Genomic DNA, 19007 nt, shown 5'->3' with positions numbered 1-19007 from the left:
CTATGACCCACTGTTGAAAGGAACCCGGCCAATGGCCCATGTCATCCGCAATTTCCAGCGCCCTTCCAGAGCCGATATCGAGGCGATCAGCAAATTCAGCCCCGCCACCATTCACGAGGCGCAGGGCAAGCTCGGTGCTCTCGATTATCGCATTAAGCCGATCAAGCCCGGCCTGAAAATCTGCGGCCCGGCGATCACCGCGAAATGCCATATCGGCGACAATCTGATGATTTTCGAAGCCATCAATCTGGCAAAGCCAGGTGATGTGCTGGTGATCGATGGCGGTGACAATCCCAATCAGGGGGGCTTTGGCGATGTGTTGGCTGCCGCCTGCATCGGCAAGGGCATTGTCGGCTTCGTGGTCAGCGCCGCCGTGCGTGATGGCAAGGGTCTGCGCGAGATCGGCTTCCCGGTGTTTTCGCTCGGGCTTTGCATGAAGGGCACTTCCAAGGACACGCTCGGCACCATCAACCATCCGGTTGTGGTGGGCGGCGAACTGATCAGCCCCGGCGATATAATCTGCGGCGATGATGACGGCGTCGTCGTCGTTCGTGAGAACGATATCCCGAAACTCGTCAAGGCCTGCCAGGAGCGCGACGATCACGAGAACCACATGATGGAACTGCACCGTCAGGGCAAGATGGATATCGAGGATCGTTATGAAATGATGCGCTCGAAGGGATGTGTCTGGGCCGATTGAGCCAGCAATCCGGCATCTGAATACGCCGTGTCGGGAGGCGCGGCGTATTCCTCGACGAGGAGGGGAGATAATCATGGCCGAACACGGCTCGAAACTGACGGCGAATATTCTGTCCGGGGCTTTCTTTCTGGTGGCCGCCACCGGGCTTTATTACGGCGCGCGGCCGCTGAGCATGGGCACCAATTTCCAGCCCGGACCCGGCTATATGCCGACGGTCATCGCGGCCTTGATGTTTGCACTGGGTATCGCGCTGCTCTTGCAGGATCTGCTGGGAAAGACACCGTCCGAAGCCTGGGTGGCGCCGAAAATGCGTCCGTTTCTGGCGGTGGCCGGCATTGTCGGTTTTGCGCTGCTGATCGAGCCATTGGGCTTTATCGCCGCCGCTTTCGTGCTGATCGTGCTCGCCTGCATCGCCTATGGCAGGATCCGGCCGGTTGAGGTCCTGCTGCTTTCGGCGGTGCTCATCCTTACCTGCATCCTCATTTTCGTTGTGGGCCTCGGACAGAGGATACCGTTGCTGCCATGACTGATCTTCTTTCCAATATCGTTCTTGGTTTCGGTGTGGCCGTCACGCCGGTAAACCTTTTCTACTGCCTGCTGGGTGTCACGCTCGGCACGATGATCGGCATCCTGCCGGGCATCGGCCCTTCCGCCACCGTCGCACTGCTTCTGCCCATCACCTATACGATGCCGGATACGGCGGCGCTGATCATGCTCGCGGGTATTTTCTATGGCGCGCAATATGGCGGTTCGACCACGGCGATCCTCGTCAACCTGCCGGGCGAATCCTCATCCGTCGTCACCTGCATCGATGGCTATGCCATGGCTCGCCAAGGCAGGGCGGGTGTGGCGCTGGCCACGGCAGCGCTCGGGTCGTTTTTTGCCGGCACGGTGGCGACTGTGCTGATCGTCGTTGTCGCAAAGCCGCTTTCGGCCGTGGCGCTTGCCTTCGGGCCGGCCGATTATTTCAGTCTGGTGATCTTCGGGTTGCTGTTTGCCGTGTTCCTGTCGAGCGGATCGCCGGTCAAGGCGGTCGGCATGGTCGCCTTCGGTATCGCGCTCAGCCTCGTCGGCATCGATCCGACATCGGGCGAGCAGCGCTTCACCTTCGGCATGGCGGAGCTATTCGACGGTATCGATTTCGTGGTGCTGGCCATCGGGCTTCTCGGCGTCAGCGAAATTCTCTTCAACCTGCAGCAGGGCGTGGAGCGTGATGCGGGTGCGGCAAAGACCGGATCGCTGATGCCCACGAAAGAAGATTTCAAGCAGGCCTTTCCCGCCGTGCTGCGCGGCACCGCGCTCGGCTCCTTCCTCGGCGTGCTGCCCGGTGGCGGTGCGATCATGAGTTCCTTTGCCAGCTATGCTCTGGAGCGCAAGATCGCCAAGGACCCGTCCCGTTTCGGCAAGGGCGCAATCGAAGGGCTGGCGGGGCCGGAAAGCGCCAATAATGCCGGCGCGCAGACCTCCTTCATTCCGCTTCTGACACTCGGCATTCCCGCCAACGGGCTGATGGCGCTGATGGTCGGGGCGATGATGATCCAGGGCATTACGCCGGGACCGGAGGTCATGCAGTCGCGGCCCGACCTTTTCTGGGGGCTGATCGCAAGCATGTGGGTGGGCAATCTTTTGCTTCTGGTGCTGAACCTGCCGCTGATCGGCATCTGGGTCCGCCTTCTCGGCATTCCCTACCGCTTTTTGTGCCCCGCCATTCTGATGTTCTGCGCCATCGGCGCCTATGGCCTGTCCTACAGCGTCGTTGATGTTCTGTTTTGCGCGGTCTTCGGCATTGTCGGGTTCTTCCTGCGCAAGATCGGCTGCGAGCCGGCACCGCTGGTGCTGGGCTTCGTCCTCGGTCCGCTTCTGGAACAGAACATGCGCCTCGGGCTGCTGATCTCGCAGGGCAATTTTTCGACATTCGTCACCCATCCGATCAGTGCCACCCTGCTCGCCTTGTCCGGCATGGTCGTCATCATGATGGCGATGCCGGCGATCATGCGCCGTCGTGAGGTGGTGTTTCAGGGTGACGACGACTGATAATCAATCGAGCCGGCATTGCTGGCCAAGCAAAGGTGAAACAATGCACATTCTGATAATCGGGGCCGCCGGAATGATCGGCCGCAAATTGACGCAACGTCTTGCTTCCGACGGAACGCTTGGCGGCGTGAAGATCAGCGCTATGACGCTGACGGATGTTTTCGAGCCGGTTGCGCCAAAAGGTTTTGGCGGCACGGTGACCGTCGAGCGCAGCGATCTGTCGAATGCCGGCGTCGCCGAAAAGCTGATCGCAAAACGGCCGGATGTGATCTTCAATCTCGCCGCCGTGGTTTCAGGTGAGGCGGAAGCCGATTTCGAAAAAGGCTATCGCATCAATCTCGATGGCGGACGTTCGCTGTTCGAAGCCATTCGTCTGGAACATCAGAAGGACGGATATCGTCCTCGTGTGGTGTTCTGCTCGTCGCTCGCCGTGTTCGGGTCGCCATTCCCCAAGGTGATCGGCGATGAGTTCCTGACCGCGCCGCTGACCAGCTACGGCACGCAGAAGGCGATCGTGGAACTGTTGCTTGCGGATTATAGCCGTCGTGGTTTCTTTGATGGCGTCAGCATCCGTCTGCCGACCATCTGCATCCGCCCCGGCAAGCCGAATGCGGCCGCCTCCGGCTTCTTTTCCAATATCCTGCGCGAACCGCTGGTCGGCCAGGAAGCGGTGCTACCCGTTGCCGATACCGTGCGCCACTGGTTCGCCAGCCCGCGCTCGGCCGTCGCCTTCCTGCTGCGCGCCGCGACCGTCGATCTTTCCGGGCTTGGCGTTCGTCGCAATCTCATCATGCCGGGGCTTTCGGCCACGGTGGCCGACGAGATCGAGGCCCTGCGCGCCTTTGCCGGGGAGAAGGCTGTGGCGCTTATCAAGCGTGTTCCCGACGAACGGATCATCCGGATCGTCGACGGCTGGGCCGAGGATTACGATCCGCAGCTCGCTCTGTCGCTCGGCTTCAGGGCGGAAACATCCTTCGCCGAAATCATTCAGGCGCATGTGGAAGATGAACTGGAGGGAAACGCAGTATGACTAAGGGAAAGGTCGCGCTCGTCACGGGCGGAGGAACAGGTGTCGGCAAGGCGATTGCCGCAGCCCTTCTGGAAGATGGCTACAGTGTCGCAATAACGGGTCGGCGGCGTGAGGTTCTTGATGCTGCCGTTGCCGAATGGCGGGAACATGGAGACCGTATTCTGGCCGTCGCGGCCGATATTTCCCTTCCGGTCGATGTCGAACGGCTGTTTGCGGAGGTCACCGGACGTTTCGGCCGCCTCGACCTTCTGGTCAACAATGCCGGCATGTCGGCACCGGCGGTCCATATCGAAGATGTACCGTTCGAAACCTGGAATGCCGTGGTGGGAGCCAATCTAACCGGCGCTTTCCTTTGCACGCAGGCGGCGTTTCGTCAGATGAAGGCGCAGTCGCCGCAGGGCGGGCGCATCATCAATAATGGCTCGATTTCGGCCACCACGCCGCGGCCACGTTCGGCGCCATACACCGCGACCAAACACGCGATCACTGGCCTTACCAAGTCGGCCGCGCTGGATGGCCGGGCATTCAACATTGCCTGCGGGCAGATCGATATCGGCAATGCCAGCACCGAGATGACGCGCGCCATGGCGACCGGCGTGCTGCAGGCGGATGGCAGCACCGCCATCGAACCGACCATCGATGCGAGTATCGTCGCCCGGGCTGTGGTGCATATGGCCTCGCTGCCGCTGGAAGCGAATGTGCTGACCATGACCGTGATGGCGAGCGGCATGCCTTTCGTCGGCCGCGGCTAAGGAGCGCGCATGAAGCCCGATCTTCTGCAAACCTATCCGCTTCAGCCACAGATAGAAGCCGAACTGCAAAAGCGCTTCCGGGTCCATCGCTGGCACGAAATATCTGACAAACAGGCATTTCTGCAGGCGGAGGCGGCGTCGATAAAGGCCGTTGTCACGGGCGGTCATATCGGCCTTGCTCCTGAACTCGCCGCCTGTCTGCCCGCTCTCGAAATTGTCGCCATCAACGGTGTCGGCTTTGACAAGGTCGATCTCGAGCAGGCCCGTGCACGCGGCTTCAGGGTGACGAACACGCCGAATGTATTGACCGAGGACGTCGCCGATCTCGCCATCGGCCTTTCCATCATGCTGCTGCGCCAGCTTGTCAGCGCGGATCACCATGTCCGCTCGGGGGAATGGAAAAAAGCCGAGATGCCGCTTGGCAACAAGGCTTCACGGCGGCGTTACGGTATTTACGGGCTTGGCCGCATAGGCCGCGCCATCGCGGCGCGGCTTGAGGCGTTCAATGCGGAGATTTCCTATTTCAGCCGGCGGCAACAGGAGGTGGCCTATGAGTATCATCCCACGGCCGTGTCGCTCGCAAGTGGCTGCGACGTCCTGATCGTCGCGGCGGCGGCAACGCCGGAGACGAAACACGCCATCAACCGCGAGGTACTGGAGGCACTCGGGCCGGACGGGGTTCTCGTCAATGTCGCCAGGGGGTCGCTTGTCGATGAAAAGGCGCTGGTCGATATTCTCATGGCGGGTGGGCTGAAAGGCGCGGCACTCGATGTCTTCGAGAACGAACCGCATGTTCCCGAGGCGTTGTTTGGCATGCGCAATGTGGTTCTCGCGCCGCATATCGGCGCTGCGACCCATGAGACGCGGCTGGAAATGGGCGCTCTGGTTCTCGCCAATCTGGATGCACATTTTGCTGGGAAAGATTTGCCGACACCGGTCGTCTAGGCGCTTCTGCCGGTTCGGGCGGTGGCAGGGGAGGCGTTCCTTTTCGCCGGCTGGACGGGCGCAGTGCCGGAAGTGGCGTCCGTATTCACCATCCATACAAGTTGCTTATTACTCCAAAAAAAATCGGTCTTAGGCAAGCGGTGAAAGCTTCACTAATGTTTGCTCAACGATAGGGGACAGACATGCCATTCTCAGACTACAAGACCGCACTCGTGACCGGCGCATCCTCCGGAATTGGCGCCGCCGTTGTCGAGCGCCTTTGCCGCGAAGGGCTGGAAGTGCATGCGGTTGCCAGAAGCGCGGACGCTCTCAGCCAGCTGGCGAAGCGCACCGGCTGCTTTGCCCATGCCATTGACGTGACGGACCGGCCGGCGCTTGCGAAGCTCACCAGCGAAGTTGCGTTCGATGTCCTTGTGAACAATGCCGGCGTCGACCGCCCGAAGAAATTTCTGGAAGCGGATGAGAGCGATATCGATCTCCTGATCGACGTCAACCTGCGCGCCGTGCTGCATCTGTGCCGCATGGTGGTGCCGGGCATGGTGGCGCGCGATCGCGGCCACGTCATCAACATCTCCTCCATAGCCGGTAATTACAATTTCGGCGGCAACTCCACCTATCATGCCAGCAAGGCCGGCGTGGCGATGCTGTCAAACCAGCTGCGCATCGATGCTTTCGGCAAGCGCGTGCGGGTGACGGAAATCTGCCCCGGCCGCGTCGCAACCGATATTTTCAACCATGTGCATGGTAACGATCCGAGCATTCGCGAACGTTTCATCGATGGTTTCGAGCTGCCGCAGGCATCCGATATCGCCGATGCGATTGCCTTTGCCATCGCCGCACCCGTGTCCATGAATATCGGCCACATGGAAATTACCCCGACGCTTCAGGTCATGGGCGGGCTGCAGACGGCCAAGCCCCAGACGGTTGAAAATCGGCCGGCTGAAAATAAGGCGGCGGCGGGCGGAGCCGGAGGAAAAGTCGCGTGAGCGGTTTTGACCTCTGGGCAATCCTGAGCAATGCGGACTACGTCTCGATGCTTTTGCACGGCATCCAGATGACGTTCATCATCTATGCCGGCTCGTGGCTGCTGGCCATGTCGCTCGCCATCGTGCTGCTTGCCATTCGCCTGTCACCCTTCCGCTTCGGTGATCCGCTGGTGGCGGCTTATGTTTCCTATCATCGCAACGTGCCGACACTCGTGCAACTGATGCTGTGGTATTTCGGCGTCTTCACGCTGCTGCCAAGCGGGTTGGCCAGCTGGCTTTCCAGTCACAATGCGGAATCGATCTTCGCCATTATCGGCCTCGGCCTCTGTCAGGCCGCCTATTTCAGTGAGGATCTGCGTTCCGGCGTTCGCTCCATCAATCCCGGCCAGATGGAGGCCGCACGTGCGCTCGGGCATAGCTATGTCTCGGCCATGCGTTTCGTCATCATGCCGCAGGGCGTTCGCAACGCGCTGCCGCCGTTGATCAACCACAGCACCTCGCTGTTCAAGAACAGCAGTCTCGGCGTTCTGATCGGGGCGCCTGAACTCACTCATGCGGTCAAGGAAGTCGAAAATCTCAGTTTCCGGACGTTTGAGGTCTATCTGGTCGCCACCGTGCTTTATCTGTTCTTCTCGCTGCTGATCATGGGTCTCGGAGCCTATATCTCCATGCGCGCCGATCCGCTCAGGAGGGCACGGGCATGATCCACGATATGATTGCAATCGTGCAGGATTACTGGCTGCTGCTCCTCATCGGCCAATATCCCAACGGGCCGCTGGGCGGCCTTGCCAACACGCTCATCCTGTCGGCGCTCAGCATCGCGCTCGCCTTCCCCGTCAGTATTCTCATGGCACTGGCGCGGCTGTCGAAATGGCGGGTCCTGCGCTGGCCGGTCACCGCGGTGGTGTATTTCACCCGCGGCGTGCCGCTGCTGATGCTCATCCTCTGGAGCTATTTTCTCGTTCCGCTCTGGACCGGAGCGGATGTGCCGAGCTTCGTCACCATGCTGGCGACGCTCGTCATCTATCAGGGCGCGTTCATGAGCGAAGTCGTCCGAGCCGGCATCGTATCGCTGGGCACGGGGCAGATGGATGCGGCACGGGCGCTCGGCCACGGATATTTCGGCGCGATGCGCTACATCATCCTGCCGCAGGCGCTCTACAACATGATCCCGAGCCTGATATCGACCTTCGTGTCGACCATCAAGGATACGACCCTTGGCTACGTCATCAATGTGCCTGATCTGACCTTTGCGGCAAACCAGGTGAACAACCAGCTCCTGACCCAGCCCTTCCAGGTCTTCCTTATTCTGGCGTTGGTTTATTACATCATCTGCTGGTCGCTCACCCATGTCGCCAATCTTCTCGAGCGGCGTATCGCCCGCCGCCGGGCTGGCCCGCGTGGCAAGCTTGCCGCTGACACGGCCCCGGCCCCCGCCAATATCGTTACGGAGCAGCTATGACCGCGCCAGTTTCCGCCACTCAGGACTACACCATCACGCTTTCGCAGGTCTGCAAGAGCTATGGCGATTATCAGGTACTCAAGGACGTCAACGAAAATGTTACCCGTGGCGAAGTCGTTGTCATCTGCGGACCGTCGGGCTCCGGCAAGTCCACCCTCATCCGCACGATCAACCGTCTGGAAGAGATCAGCAGCGGGTCGATCATGCTGGATGGCAGGAACATCCATGCCCAGATGCGCGCAAAGGAGCTGAATGCGCTGCGCAGCCGGGTGGGCTTCGTCTTCCAGAGCTTCAACCTCTTCCCGCATCTTTCGGTGGTGGAGAACGTCTCCATGTCGCCGATCCGGGTGAAGGGTGTTGCTCCGGCCGTCGCTCATGACAAGGCGCTGAAACTTCTCGATCGCGTCGGCCTTGCCGACAAGGCCAGCTCTTACCCGGCCCAGCTCTCCGGCGGCCAGCAGCAGCGCGTCGCCATTGCGCGGGCGCTTGCCATGGAGCCGCCGGTCATGCTGTTCGACGAGCCGACCTCCGCTCTCGACCCCGAGATGGTCGGTGAGGTGCTTGCCGTCATGAAGAGCCTCGCCGCCGAAGGCATGACCATGCTCTGCGTCACCCACGAAATGGGCTTTGCCCGTGAAGTGGCCGACCGCATCTGGTTCATTGATGCCGGGCGCATTCTCGAAACCGCCAAACCGGACGAGTTTTTCAAAAATCCGCAACACCCGCGTGCCCAGCGTTTTCTCGCTGATCTCAGACACTAGGGCGAGCTGGCAACAAATATGAGCGGTTTCGCAAAAATCCGCTCTGGACTGAATTACCAACCCAACCTCTATAATAACAGGGAGAACTGAAATGAACTGGAAGACAATTACGCTTACCGCTGCGCTTGCCACCTCGGCAGCAGTCATTCCGGCCAAGGCCGACCAGCTCGACACGATCATTGCGAACAAGACGCTGCGTTGCGCCACTTTCGCCGACGTGCCGCCTTTCGCCTCACCGGACCCGAAGACACGTGAAATGGCCGGCTTCGACGTTGATCTGTGCGGGGCCATCGCCAAGGAACTCGGCGTCAAGGCCGAGATCAAGCCGGTGTCGGTCGAGGCGCGCGTTCCAGAAGTCAAGCTCGGCCGCGTTGATCTCTCGGTCGCCAACCTCGCTTATACCCAGAGCCGCGCCGAACAGATCCAGTTCAGCGACCCATATTATCTGGCTAAGGAAATGCTGATCGTTCCGGTCGATGACCCCGGCACCAAGAAGTCCGATTTTGTCGGCCAGCGCATCGCGTCCAGCAAGGGCTCGACATCGGAACTCTCCGTCAAGCTCAACAAGTCCGAGCCGCTGACGTTCCAGGATACGGCGTCCGCCTATCTCGCCGTTCAGCAGGGCAAGGCGCGCGGCATTGTCGGCAACACCATGACGATGACCAAGTTCGTCAATGAATCCAAGACCAAGGGCAAGCAGATGCGGATGATCGAAGAGCCGATGCTCTTCCAGCCCATCGGCATCGGCATGGCCAAGGACAATCCGGCGCTGACCGCGAAGATCAACGAAATCCTGCGCAAGCTCGATGCGGATGGCGAAATCAATCGTATCTGGGACAAGTGGCTTGGCCCGGACACCGAATACAAGATGACGCGCACCGACAAGGTCGTGCCTCTGTCCGAGCTGAAGTTCGATCCGATCCCCTGAGCTTCGGCTCAGCCTCGGCCAATTTCCAATTCTTCAACACTATCGGTCGGCGAGACGCTCTCGCCGACAGCTTCAACGTGGGAGGTTTTCATGATCCACATTAAAGATATCGCACAGCGCCCTACCCAAGCGGATGTCGACGCCCTTGCCAAATTCTCTCCCGCCACGATCCATGAGGCGCAGGGGCGCCGTGGCGCATTGTCTTCGCGGCTGAAGCCGGTCGATTATCGCATGAAGCTTTGCGGCCCGGCCTTCACGGTCAAATGTGCGCCGCGCGACAACATCATGCTGCAGCTTGCCATCAACTATGCCAAGCCGGGCGACATCATCGTCGTTTCCGCCGGCGAATATGAAGAAGCCGGTTCCTTCGGTGACGTGCTGGCCAATGCCTGCCTCGCAAAAGGCATCGGCGGTCTGGTGACCGACACTGGCGTGCGCGACACGCTGCAGCTGCGTGACCTCGGCTTCCCGGTCTTCTCGCTCAGCGTCTGCATCAAGGGCACGGTCAAGGAGACCATTGCCGCGGTCAACGATCAGGTGATCGTCGGTGGTGAAATCATCAATCCGGGCGATATCATCGTCGGTGATGCCGACGGGCTGGTGGTCGTCAGGCGCGAGGAAGCGCAGGAAGCGGCCAAGCTTTCGCAGGCCCGCGAAGATGCCGAGGCCGGTTACATCGAAGCCTACAAGCAGGGCAAGTCGGTGATCGAGGTCAGCAAGCTCGAGGCTGTGCTGAAAGCCAAGGGCCTCGTGGTCGATATCTGAGAAAATCCAGGGAGACGGCCTGGCGGCAATAGCCGCCGCGCCAAGCCCTCATGGGAGGAGAGACTATGAAAGCGGTTGTCATCCACGCGGCGAAGGATCTGCGGATCGAAGAACGGGAGACCGAGCAGCCCGGCCCCGGACAGGTCGAGGTCGCCATCGAGGCGGGTGGTATCTGCGGCTCCGACCTGCATTATTACAATCACGGCGGCTTCGGCACCGTGCGCGTGCGGGAGCCGATGATCCTCGGCCATGAGGTCGCCGGCACCATCAAGGCTCTGGGAGAGGGTGTCTCCGGTCTTGCCGTCGGCGACCGCGTTGCCGTATCGCCGAGCCGGCCCTGCAACCATTGCGAATTTTGCCTGAAGGGCCAGCAGAACCAGTGCCTGAACATGCGCTTTTATGGTTCCGCCATGCCGATGCCGCATATTCAGGGTGCGTTTCGCCAGCGCCTCGTTGCCGAGGCGTATCAGTGCCACAAGGTGCGGGATGGCATCTCCATTCATGAAGCGGCCATGGCCGAACCTTTCGCGGTAACGCTGCATGGCGTCAACCGCGCCGGCGCATTGACCGACAAGCGCGTTTTGGTCACCGGCTGCGGGCCGATCGGCGCGCTTGCCATCATCGCCGCCCGCGCCCATGGCGCCCGGGAAATCGTCGCAACCGATGTCATGGATGCGGTTTTACAAAAGGCGCTCGCCATCGGCGCCGACCGTGTCATCAATGTCGCCAGCGACCCGGATGCGCTCTCCGCCTATTCGGCGAACAAGGGTTATTTCGACGTCCAGTTCGAGGCATCCGGAAATGAAAGAGCCGTCCGTTCGGGTCTTGAAGCGCTGAAACCGCGCTCCACCGTGGTTCAGCTCGGTCTTGGCGGTGATGTGTCCATTCCGCAGAACATGGTGGTGGCCAAGGAAATCGAGATGAAGGGCACCTTCCGGTTCCATGAGGAATTTGGACTTGCCGTCGATTTCATCAACCACCGCCGCGTTGATCTGAAGCCATTGCTGACCGGAACCTTTCCTTTGGAAGAGGCGGTCACAGCCTTCGAAACTGCGGGTGACAGAAGCAAATCCATGAAGGTCCAGCTTGTCTTCTGATTTTTTCCGGCGGGGTCAACGCTGCGGATCACAAGCGCAACAGTCTGCGCTTGTGATCTTGTGTCCTGCTGGCGATCAGTTGTTGAGATAGGTCTTGAGGAAGCTGCGCGTCCTCTCCTGTTGCGGCCGGACGAAGATTTCGGAGGGCGGGCCTTCCTCCACCACCAGCCCCTTGTCCATGAACAGCACGCGGTCGGCGACTTCCGCGGCAAAACGCATTTCATGGGTCACGATCAGCATGGTCATGTGCTCTCTCGCCAGTTGTTTCATGACCTGGTTGACCTCTTCCACCAGTTCCGGGTCGAGAGCGGAGGTGGCTTCATCGAACAGCATGACTTTTGGCCGCATGGCGAGCGCCCGGGCAATAGCAACCCGCTGTTTCTGGCCGCCGGAGAGCATGGAAGGATAGGCCGCCGCCCTGGCATCCAGCCCCACCTTGGCAAGCAGTGACATGGCAAGCTCCGTTGCCGCGCCTTTGGCCATGTTTTTGAGCGTGATCGGCCCCAGCGTGATATTTTCCAGCACGCTGAGATGCGGGAACAGGTTGAAGTGCTGGAAGACCATGCCCATGTCCTGACGCACGGCATTGATGTGGCGTTCGAAAGCCCGGCCCTTGAGCGGCTGGTTTACCTGCACACCTTCGAGATAGATTTCTCCGGAATTGACCGTTTCCAGATGGTTGATGGAGCGCAAGAGCGTGCTTTTGCCGGAGCCGCTCGGCCCGATGATCGCAACGATCTGGCCCTTTGCGACGGAAAGATTGATATTCTTCAGAACTTCGAGCTCGCCATAGGACTTTGCGACATTGCGCACGTCCACAGTGGGCTGGATTGCGGGCTGGACCATCGGCCGGGAATTGCTCATCGGATAAACTCCATTTTTTTGTCTGCCCTGCGCAATGCGAATTCCAGCACCACGTTGATCGCGTAATAGATCGCGGCAGCGACAAGATAGAATTCGAAGGGACGATAGGTTTCGCTGATCGCCTGCTGGGAGGCGAGAACCAGTTCCGAAACACCGAGAACCGAAACCACGGCGGTGTCCTTCAGCATGGCGATCATGTTGTTGCCGATCTGCGGCAGCGCGCGCACCACGGCCTGCGGCACGATGACGTAACGCAGCGTCTGCACCTTGCTGAAACCGATGCTGCGGGCGCCCTCCGTCTGGCCGTTATCGATGCCGAGGATGCAGATGCGGATGATATCGGCATTGTAGACGGCGAAATGCAGTCCGAGGCCGATGATGCCGGTCCATATTGCCGGTATGTTCACCCCGATCTGGGAAAGGCCGTAATAGATGAAATAGAGCTGCAGTAGCAGCGGCGTTCCCATCAGCACCCAGCTGATGAAACGCACGGGATATTGCGCGATACGCGGCGCATAAAGCGTGGCGAGCGCGATGAGCACGCCGCCGGCAAAGCTGATGACGGCGGCGCTTGCGGCGATGATGACCGTCCACAGCGCGCCGGTGAGGATCGCGGCGGCAAAGGGCGGAACAATGGTGAAATCCAGCATGGAATACCTCCTATTTCAGCGCAAAACGGGCATCGAGCGCGTCGATCAGGCGGGCAAGCAGATAGACCAGCACCATGTAGATCGCTGCCGAGACGGCGAAGATTTCAAAGGGACGATAGGTCGAGCCGATGAACCGCTGGGCGGTATAGGTCAGTTCCACGACCGAGATGGCGGAAACCAGCGATGAGCCCTTGAGCAGCATGATCGCGTTGACGCCGATGGATCGGATCATCAGCCGGCCGGCCTGTGGCAACACCACGAGCCGCATCGTCTGCCCACGGCCGAAACCGATCGAACGGGCCGCTTCCGTCTGTCCCTTGTCGACGGTGAGGATTGCGCCGCGCATGGCTTCGGCAAGATAGGCGCCGACATTGATGCCGAGGCCGATCGCGCCGGCGGTGAAAGGGTCGAGATCGATACCGATCTGCGGGCCGCCGAAATAGAGGATGAAAAGCTGCAGCAGGCAGGGCGTTCCGCGAAAGACGCTGACATAGGCGCCGCCGACGAAGCGCAGAAGCTTCGAGCGGGCAAGGCGCGCCGCTGTCGCCAGCGTGGCAAGGACGAGGCCGAGGGCCAGGGCAAGCGCGGTGATTTCAAGTGTGACGAGAGCGGCTTCCAGAAAAAACGGAAAAACCTGCGTCATTAAGGAGAAGCCCATTGTGCCTCCTCTCGAACTGAGAAAGGAAAGGGAAGGTCCACGGGCGGACCCTCCTTCCATGATTTATGTCGGGGCAGCTGTCAGCGAATGTCGCGACCGACCCATTTCATCGAAATCTTTTCGTAGGTGCCGTCGGCGCGCATGTCGTCCAGCGCCTTCTGGATGGCGTCCTTGAGTTCGCCACTGTTCTTGCGCAGCGCGATGCCGATGCTGTCGCCATTTCCGGCGTCTGGAATGGCGATTTCGCGCACATTCTGACCGCTGCTTTTCGAGGCCACGAGAACGGGAATGGAATCTGCGGCGATGGCGTCGATGCGGCCGGCCTGGAGGTCGAGCAGTGCTTCCGACAGAGCCTTGTATGTCCGCACGGTCCAGCCGCTGTGCTGGCGTGCCCACTTGTCGCTGACTTCACCGAGGGTGACGCCGACGCTCTTGTCCTTCAGGTCGTCGAGCGATTTCGCCGGTGATGTTTCGGGAACGAAGACGGCCCTGCCACTATGGTAATAGGGGCCGGCGAAGGCGACGGCCTTTTCGCGTTCCGGCGTGATGGTCATGGACCCTACGACTGCATCGTATTTGCCGGAAATCAGGCCGGCGATAATGCCGTCCCACGCCGTCGTCACCACAACCGGTTTCACGCCAAGGCGCTTTGCCAGTTCATTGCCGATATCGACATCGAAGCCGACAACTTCGTTCTTGTCGTTGACGAAGCTGAAGGGCGGAAAGCTGCCGCTCATGGCAAAGCTGAAGGTGCCGCGTTCCCTGACCTTGGCCAGATCGTCGGCGGAAGCCGGCAAGGCGGCTGCCAGAGCGGCGACGGCCAGCCCGGCAAAAGCTATTTTCTTGAGGATCGACATGGGAAAACTCCGTATAAAAAGCGTGCAGCTATCTGGCTGCGGACAGCGGAACGCGCTGCACGAAGGTGAAAACAACGGTGACTGCCTGTTGAGGAAACCCCCTTTTGCCGTTGCGGATCATAGGGGCGGCGCGGGGCTCCTTCCCGTGACAGGCGTCAGAACATGAGCAATGATTTCTTTGTTTTTGTCTTCATGAGGAAGGCCCTCCCAAGCCTTTGGATGACGAGAGATGCGCTGGTGGTCCAGTGTGAAGGGACCGATGCGGCATCGATGAAAATAGTCTAGCGAAATTGAACGGCTATAAAAAATGGCATTTCAGCGCATTTTCTGTCGGTATTTTGAGCGATTTGTATAGCGGACTTGTCGAAATTGACACTCGCTCAAAATTCCATTGCAAACCTCTGTTATCTTGGCGTCAGGTGAATGCCGGCAAGGGTGCAGCGCACCGAACCGCCGGCTTTCTCGACGGTCGGTATGTCGAGCGCCACCGGAACGGCGCTTTCGCGGATCGTGTCGATCTGCGCCTGAGTGAGCGAGGCGTAGGCAGTGGAGGAAAGGGCGAGGATGCGGCCGTCCCGTCCCTGCAATTCCAGCGCATTGCCGGCGAAATTGCGGATCTGGGCATTGGTGAGGGCGATGACCCGTCGCCCTGAGCGCTCAAGCCGGGCGACGATTTCAGCACGCCGGCCTTCATCGGTGATCATGTCGAGGCCGATCATTGCGTAATCCGTGCCGATGCACATCAGGACATTGGTGTGGTAGACCGGCACTCCCGCCTCGTCACGGGCATCGAATACCATCGGCTCGAAATTGAAATGGGTCGAGAAGCGCTCGAGTGCGATCGGATCGGTGCGGTCGGAGCGCACGGCATAGGCGACCCGGTCGATATGATCGAGCACCATGGCACCTGTGCCCTCTAGAAAAAGACTGTCCGGTTCCAGGCCGGAGTAATCGATGATGTCCTGAACCCGATAGCGGCTCTTCAACATCTCGATGACATCCTGGCGACGCTCGCGCCTGCGGCTTTCGGCCTTCATCGGATAGATGGCGACATGGCCGCCGGCATGGGTGGAAAACCAGTTGTTGGGAAAGACGGAATCGGGTGTTTTCGTGCCTTCGTCTTCAAAGAGATGCACCGTCACGCCATGGCTTTCGAGTGTCTGCGCCGCACGGGTGATTTCCGCATGGGCGATGGCGCTGAAGTCCTCACCACTGTCGGGTGTTGCCTGAAAGCGATTGTCGGCGGCGGTCTCGGTATTGACCGTGAAATGGTGTGGCCGCACCATGACGACGGCGGCCGGAGCCTGAACGGAATAGGTTCTTTTCATCATCCCGCTCCTCAGGCCCGCGCACGTTGCAGCATGCCGAAGAGATCACGCGGATCATCGGGATCGGCGATGATGTCGATGTCCTGATAGAAGCTTGAGCCTTCGAGTTTACCGCGCACGTAACGCAGGGCGGAAAAATCCTCTATGGCGAAACCGACGCTGTCGAACAGGGTGATCTGGCGTGTGTCCCGACGGCCTTCGGCCTCGCCGAGAACCACTTTCCAGAGCTCCGTTACCGGATAATCCGGGTCCATCTGCTGGATTTCGCCCTCGATGCGTGTCTGCGGCGGATATTCGACGAAGGTGTCGGCGCGCAGCAGGATATCCCGGTGCAGCTCCGTCTTGCCGGGGCAGTCGCCGCCGATGGCGTTGATGTGCACGCCGGCGCCGATCATATTGTCGGTCAGAATGGTTGCATATTGCTTGTCGGCGGTGCAGGTGGTGATGATACCCGCCCCTTCGATTGCGGCCTGGGCCGATTTGCACGGGATCACCGTCAGGCCGCTTTCCTTCAGGTTGGCGGCCGTTTTTTCCGTTGCGCGGGGATCGATGTCGTAAAGGCGTACCTCCTCGATACCGAGCACGGCTTTCATTGCCAGCGCCTGAAATTCCGCCTGGGCTCCGTTGCCGATCATCGCCATGACTTTGACGCCCTTCGGCGCGAGATGCCGGGCGGCCATTGCCGAGGTGGCGGCGGTGCGCAGCGCCGTCAACAGGGTCATTTCCGTCAAAAGCACGGGGTAACCGGTGGACACAGCCGCGAGCAGGCCGAAGGCGGTGACCGTCTGAAGCCCTTCCGCCATGTTTTTCGGGTGGCCGTTCACATATTTGAAGCCGTAGATTTCCCCGTCGGATGTCGGCATAAGCTCGATGACGCCTTCGCGTGAATGCGAGGCGACACGTGGCGTCTTGTCGAAACATGGCCACCGGCGAAAATCCGCCTCGATGGCATCGGTGAGTTCAACGAGCATCTGCTCTATGCCGATGTGATGCACCAGCCGCATCATGTTCTCGACGCTGACGAAAGGGATAAGGGCTTTTGAAGACGGGGACAGGGGCATATGGGCAACTCCTCACTTGCGAGAGCGAAGATAACGGTCGGGCCTGTTCAACTGAAATCGCAGAAGCTTGTTGTTTTTGAAGTCATTTTGAACAATATGTTCAGTCCAATTGTCAATTCGGTCAAATCCCCATGAGCATCGCAAAATACATACCGGATGAACTCGACCGGCAAATCATCGCTCACCTCAGGGTCGATGGCCGGGCGTCGCTTGCCAAACTTTCCGATGCGCTGGGTGTCGCGCGCGGCACGGTGCAGAACCGGCTGGACCGGCTGACGGAAACCGGCACGCTGCTTGGTTTTACCGTGCGGGTGCGCGAGGATTATGATGATCGTGCTGTCCACGCGGTGATGATGATCGAGGTCATGGGAAAATCGACCACGCAGGTCATCCGCAAGCTGCGTGGCATTGCCGAGATTTCCTCGCTCCATACCACCAATGGTAACTGGGATCTGGTGGCGAATATCCGCGCCGGCAGCCTCTCGGATTTCGACCGGGTGCTGCGGGAGGTCCGTATGATAGACGGCGTCTCGAACAGCGAAACCAGCCTCTTGCTGAGCAGCGTTTAGGGGCTGCCTTGCGAGACAAGACTGCCGCTCACATCATCTCTTCAGCCGTCTGATAAAGCGCTGTTCCAGAACCTCGCTTCCCCATTGGCTGCCGGGATGTTCTTCGACGCAGGCGAAACCATGTGTCTCGTAGAGGTGCCGGGCGGCCGAAAGGCCGTTGAATGTCCATAGATGGGTTTCGGCAAAGGCGTTCTTATCGGCAAAGGCCAGAGCGGCTGCAAGCAGCCTGCGTCCGACACCGCCGCCGCGCACGCTGTCATCCACGATGAACCAGCGTAGATGCGCGATGTCCGATCCCAGGTCTTCGCCATCGATGGCGACGGAGCCGACAATCTCGTGGCCGCGCATCGCGGTCCATATCGCATTTCGCGGTCTTTCGAGCCGGTTGCAAAAGGAGGCGAGGCCTTCGGCGACGACGGATTCGAAACGCTGGCCGAAGCCGGATGTTCGGGCGTAATAGAGCGCATGCATCTGTGTTATGCGGGCGATGATGCCTGGCCGATATCCCGAGACGATATCGATGGCGGGCGCGGCGGCATCGCTTCGGTCTCCCAGCGCATCGGCATAAAGGCGAAGCCCGGCAAGGATGGTATTTGCATCCGCCGGTGTCAGCTGTGTCAGGGCGCCGGATACCTGCCGGTTGGCGAAGGCGTGAATGGCTTCGACCCGCTTTTGTCCCCTGTCGGCAAGAAATAGCAGCTTGATACGGTTATCCTGCCCGTCCGTCTTCTCCAGAATATCTCCTGACAGAACGAGTTTGCGAAGCATGCGGCTGACGCTGGATTTTTCAAGCCGCAGAATCTTTCCCAGATCACGCGCCGTAATTCCCGGGCATGTCTCGATCTCGATCAGGGCGTGAACGGCGGAAGGTGGCAGATCGGTGCCTGCGAAATCTCCGCCCATGAAGCCGAGTTCCCGGACAAGTCGACGCGAGGTGAAGCGGATGTCATCTATGGGGAGAGGCTGTTCGGACATGGTGAATCCATATTGTTGCATAATGCAACCATAATCATACTCGACGCGACCTGCCAAGTTCGGTCTTCTTTAAAATGCTGGATTTCTCCAGGAAATCGGGCAAGCTCCCGTTCAGGATCGTTGGCACGGCTTGGGGGTAATGACCGCCATCGAGAAAAGATTATCCTCAAGCAGTCTGCGCGGAAGTTTTCGGACCATCGCGATATTTAATTACCCGGCTATGGAGCCGACATGCCCGATACACCTCGCTTCTTCCGTTATGCCATTCTTGCTGCGATGTTGCCCGTCGCCGTCCTTGGCATCGTGACGACGCCGAATGAGTATCGCGCCGTTGGCATCGACGCAGTTGATTGTGACGGGCCTATATCGGTTCTGATCCCTGCCGTACCGGCGCTTGCAGCCTATGCCATTATCGGCTGGCTGTTCCTGTCGGGTGCAAAGCGCCACCGTTCCCTGATCTCCGGCGGCATTTGTGTGGTGGTATCTCTGGTGCTTGTCTGGAACATCGGGCTGGCGCTTCAGGAGCACCGGCTCAACGCCGCGGAAATGGCCTGCGGTTCAAGCGGAAAACTCTGACCTTGCATT

Annotated in this window: 22 protein-coding genes; 15 read left to right on the top strand and 7 right to left on the bottom strand. The window is 59.8% G+C overall.

The genetic code is table 11. The annotated features are described in order from the left end of the window. The first annotated feature begins 31 nt into the window (after positions 1-31). The 13 genes from N434_RS13160 to N434_RS13100 all read left to right on the top strand — a co-directional run bounded on the left by N434_RS13160 (position 32) and on the right by N434_RS13100 (position 11460). A complete protein-coding gene (locus tag N434_RS13160; RefSeq protein ID WP_110758255.1) occupies positions 32-700 on the top strand; it encodes a 4-carboxy-4-hydroxy-2-oxoadipate aldolase/oxaloacetate decarboxylase in 669 nt (222 codons plus the stop codon). Positions 701-773: 73 nt separating this feature from the next. Beyond that, the gene (locus N434_RS13155) at positions 774-1226 is read left to right on the top strand and encodes a tripartite tricarboxylate transporter TctB family protein (protein ID WP_110758254.1); all 453 of its coding nucleotides are present in this window, start codon (positions 774-776) and stop codon (positions 1224-1226) included. Continuing rightward, positions 1223-2734 (top strand): tripartite tricarboxylate transporter permease, encoded by a 1512-nt coding sequence (locus N434_RS13150; protein WP_065117262.1) that lies wholly within the window; start codon positions 1223-1225, stop codon positions 2732-2734. Before N434_RS13155 ends, N434_RS13150 begins: the two co-directional genes overlap by 4 nt. A 43-nt stretch (positions 2735-2777) precedes the next feature. Further along, a complete protein-coding gene (gene denD, locus N434_RS13145; protein ID WP_110758252.1) occupies positions 2778-3764 on the top strand; it encodes a D-erythronate dehydrogenase in 987 nt (328 codons plus the stop codon). Next, a complete protein-coding gene (locus N434_RS13140) occupies positions 3761-4516 on the top strand; it encodes an SDR family oxidoreductase (protein ID WP_065117264.1) in 756 nt (251 codons plus the stop codon). The genes denD and N434_RS13140 overlap by 4 nt, the downstream gene beginning before the upstream one ends. Before the next feature lie 9 nt (positions 4517-4525). Beyond that, positions 4526-5461: a 2-hydroxyacid dehydrogenase gene (locus N434_RS13135; RefSeq protein ID WP_110758250.1), complete on the top strand. Its 936-nt coding sequence runs from the start codon at positions 4526-4528 to the stop codon at positions 5459-5461. Between the two features lie 182 nt (positions 5462-5643). Further along, complete coding sequence (locus N434_RS13130; RefSeq protein WP_065117266.1) at positions 5644-6447, top strand: SDR family oxidoreductase; 804 nt, start codon at positions 5644-5646, stop codon at positions 6445-6447. After that, complete coding sequence (locus N434_RS13125) at positions 6444-7151, top strand: amino acid ABC transporter permease (RefSeq protein ID WP_110758248.1); 708 nt, start codon at positions 6444-6446, stop codon at positions 7149-7151. The genes N434_RS13130 and N434_RS13125 overlap by 4 nt, the downstream gene beginning before the upstream one ends. Continuing rightward, complete coding sequence (locus tag N434_RS13120) at positions 7148-7909, top strand: amino acid ABC transporter permease (protein ID WP_065117268.1); 762 nt, start codon at positions 7148-7150, stop codon at positions 7907-7909. The genes N434_RS13125 and N434_RS13120 overlap by 4 nt, the downstream gene beginning before the upstream one ends. Further along, positions 7906-8670 carry an amino acid ABC transporter ATP-binding protein gene (locus N434_RS13115; RefSeq protein WP_065117269.1) on the top strand — a complete coding sequence of 255 codons (765 nt, stop codon included), beginning with the start codon at positions 7906-7908 and terminating at the stop codon, positions 8668-8670. Before N434_RS13120 ends, N434_RS13115 begins: the two co-directional genes overlap by 4 nt. Positions 8671-8761: 91 nt before the next feature. Next, positions 8762-9598, top strand: a complete 837-nt coding sequence (locus N434_RS13110) for an ABC transporter substrate-binding protein (RefSeq protein WP_110758247.1) — start codon at positions 8762-8764, stop codon at positions 9596-9598. A 90-nt stretch (positions 9599-9688) separates the two neighbouring features. Continuing rightward, positions 9689-10363, top strand: coding sequence for a 4-carboxy-4-hydroxy-2-oxoadipate aldolase/oxaloacetate decarboxylase (locus N434_RS13105; protein ID WP_110758245.1), 675 nt, complete (start codon positions 9689-9691; stop codon positions 10361-10363). Positions 10364-10428: 65 nt separating this feature from the next. Continuing rightward, positions 10429-11460 carry an L-idonate 5-dehydrogenase gene (locus N434_RS13100; protein WP_110758243.1) on the top strand — a complete coding sequence of 344 codons (1032 nt, stop codon included), beginning with the start codon at positions 10429-10431 and terminating at the stop codon, positions 11458-11460. Positions 11461-11535: 75 nt separating this feature from the next. Here the strand turns inward: N434_RS13100 and N434_RS13095 are convergent, their stop codons facing one another. The 6 genes from N434_RS13095 to ocd form a co-directional block, all read right to left on the bottom strand. Next, positions 11536-12324 (bottom strand): amino acid ABC transporter ATP-binding protein, encoded by a 789-nt coding sequence (locus N434_RS13095; protein ID WP_065117273.1) that lies wholly within the window; start codon positions 12322-12324, stop codon positions 11536-11538. Beyond that, positions 12321-12974, bottom strand: a complete 654-nt coding sequence (locus N434_RS13090; protein ID WP_110758240.1) for an amino acid ABC transporter permease — start codon at positions 12972-12974, stop codon at positions 12321-12323. The genes N434_RS13095 and N434_RS13090 overlap by 4 nt, the downstream gene beginning before the upstream one ends. A 10-nt stretch (positions 12975-12984) precedes the next feature. Next, on the bottom strand, positions 12985-13632 hold the full coding sequence (locus N434_RS13085; RefSeq protein ID WP_065117275.1) for an amino acid ABC transporter permease: 648 nt from the start codon (positions 13630-13632) through the stop codon (positions 12985-12987). Between the two features lie 80 nt (positions 13633-13712). Next, positions 13713-14489: an ABC transporter substrate-binding protein gene (locus N434_RS13080; RefSeq protein WP_110758238.1), complete on the bottom strand. Its 777-nt coding sequence runs from the start codon at positions 14487-14489 to the stop codon at positions 13713-13715. Positions 14490-14893: 404 nt separating this feature from the next. After that, positions 14894-15820 carry a citrulline utilization hydrolase CtlX gene (gene ctlX / locus N434_RS13075; protein ID WP_110758236.1) on the bottom strand — a complete coding sequence of 309 codons (927 nt, stop codon included), beginning with the start codon at positions 15818-15820 and terminating at the stop codon, positions 14894-14896. 8 nt (positions 15821-15828) lie between these two features. Next, positions 15829-16878, bottom strand: a complete 1050-nt coding sequence (gene ocd, locus N434_RS13070) for an ornithine cyclodeaminase (RefSeq protein WP_065117277.1) — start codon at positions 16876-16878, stop codon at positions 15829-15831. Positions 16879-17009: 131 nt separating this feature from the next. Here ocd and N434_RS13065 point away from each other — a divergent pair, with 131 nt between their 5' ends. After that, the gene (locus tag N434_RS13065) at positions 17010-17447 is read left to right on the top strand and encodes an Lrp/AsnC family transcriptional regulator (protein WP_046799006.1); all 438 of its coding nucleotides are present in this window, start codon (positions 17010-17012) and stop codon (positions 17445-17447) included. Between the two features lie 33 nt (positions 17448-17480). Here the strand turns inward: N434_RS13065 and N434_RS13060 are convergent, their stop codons facing one another. Then, on the bottom strand, positions 17481-18422 hold the full coding sequence (locus N434_RS13060) for a bifunctional helix-turn-helix transcriptional regulator/GNAT family N-acetyltransferase (RefSeq protein ID WP_110758233.1): 942 nt from the start codon (positions 18420-18422) through the stop codon (positions 17481-17483). A 231-nt stretch (positions 18423-18653) separates the two neighbouring features. On the opposite strand from N434_RS13060, the gene N434_RS13055 reads away from it, so the two are divergent. Beyond that, on the top strand, positions 18654-18998 hold the full coding sequence (locus N434_RS13055) for a hypothetical protein (protein ID WP_110758231.1): 345 nt from the start codon (positions 18654-18656) through the stop codon (positions 18996-18998). Positions 18999-19007 lie beyond the last annotated feature (9 nt).

This window comes from Rhizobium sp. UGM030330-04, from assembly GCF_003208455.1.
GTDB lineage: Bacteria > Pseudomonadota > Alphaproteobacteria > Rhizobiales > Rhizobiaceae > Agrobacterium > Agrobacterium rhizogenes_A.
Note: the sequence above shows the minus strand (reverse complement) of the source record. Positions and strands in the feature narration are given on the sequence as shown.

What these genes read in the sequence shown, in the direction of transcription:
- N434_RS13160 (WP_110758255.1), top strand. Translation starts at nt 32, where the DNA reads ATGGCCCATGTCATCCGCAATTTCCAGCGCCCTTCCAGAGCCGATATC.
- N434_RS13155 (WP_110758254.1), top strand. Translation starts at nt 774, where the DNA reads ATGGCCGAACACGGCTCGAAACTGACGGCGAATATTCTGTCCGGGGCT.
- N434_RS13150 (WP_065117262.1), top strand. Translation starts at nt 1,223, where the DNA reads ATGACTGATCTTCTTTCCAATATCGTTCTTGGTTTCGGTGTGGCCGTC.
- denD (WP_110758252.1), top strand. Translation starts at nt 2,778, where the DNA reads ATGCACATTCTGATAATCGGGGCCGCCGGAATGATCGGCCGCAAATTG.
- N434_RS13140 (WP_065117264.1), top strand. Translation starts at nt 3,761, where the DNA reads ATGACTAAGGGAAAGGTCGCGCTCGTCACGGGCGGAGGAACAGGTGTC.
- N434_RS13135 (WP_110758250.1), top strand. Translation starts at nt 4,526, where the DNA reads ATGAAGCCCGATCTTCTGCAAACCTATCCGCTTCAGCCACAGATAGAA.
- N434_RS13130 (WP_065117266.1), top strand. Translation starts at nt 5,644, where the DNA reads ATGCCATTCTCAGACTACAAGACCGCACTCGTGACCGGCGCATCCTCC.
- N434_RS13120 (WP_065117268.1), top strand. Translation starts at nt 7,148, where the DNA reads ATGATCCACGATATGATTGCAATCGTGCAGGATTACTGGCTGCTGCTC.
- N434_RS13115 (WP_065117269.1), top strand. Translation starts at nt 7,906, where the DNA reads ATGACCGCGCCAGTTTCCGCCACTCAGGACTACACCATCACGCTTTCG.
- N434_RS13110 (WP_110758247.1), top strand. Translation starts at nt 8,762, where the DNA reads ATGAACTGGAAGACAATTACGCTTACCGCTGCGCTTGCCACCTCGGCA.
- N434_RS13105 (WP_110758245.1), top strand. Translation starts at nt 9,689, where the DNA reads ATGATCCACATTAAAGATATCGCACAGCGCCCTACCCAAGCGGATGTC.
- N434_RS13100 (WP_110758243.1), top strand. Translation starts at nt 10,429, where the DNA reads ATGAAAGCGGTTGTCATCCACGCGGCGAAGGATCTGCGGATCGAAGAA.
- N434_RS13095 (WP_065117273.1), bottom strand. Translation starts at nt 12,324, where the DNA reads ATGAGCAATTCCCGGCCGATGGTCCAGCCCGCAATCCAGCCCACTGTG.
- N434_RS13090 (WP_110758240.1), bottom strand. Translation starts at nt 12,974, where the DNA reads ATGCTGGATTTCACCATTGTTCCGCCCTTTGCCGCCGCGATCCTCACC.
- N434_RS13085 (WP_065117275.1), bottom strand. Translation starts at nt 13,632, where the DNA reads ATGGGCTTCTCCTTAATGACGCAGGTTTTTCCGTTTTTTCTGGAAGCC.
- N434_RS13080 (WP_110758238.1), bottom strand. Translation starts at nt 14,489, where the DNA reads ATGTCGATCCTCAAGAAAATAGCTTTTGCCGGGCTGGCCGTCGCCGCT.
- ctlX (WP_110758236.1), bottom strand. Translation starts at nt 15,820, where the DNA reads ATGATGAAAAGAACCTATTCCGTTCAGGCTCCGGCCGCCGTCGTCATG.
- ocd (WP_065117277.1), bottom strand. Translation starts at nt 16,878, where the DNA reads ATGCCCCTGTCCCCGTCTTCAAAAGCCCTTATCCCTTTCGTCAGCGTC.
- N434_RS13065 (WP_046799006.1), top strand. Translation starts at nt 17,010, where the DNA reads ATGAGCATCGCAAAATACATACCGGATGAACTCGACCGGCAAATCATC.
- N434_RS13060 (WP_110758233.1), bottom strand. Translation starts at nt 18,422, where the DNA reads ATGTCCGAACAGCCTCTCCCCATAGATGACATCCGCTTCACCTCGCGT.
- N434_RS13055 (WP_110758231.1), top strand. Translation starts at nt 18,654, where the DNA reads ATGCCCGATACACCTCGCTTCTTCCGTTATGCCATTCTTGCTGCGATG.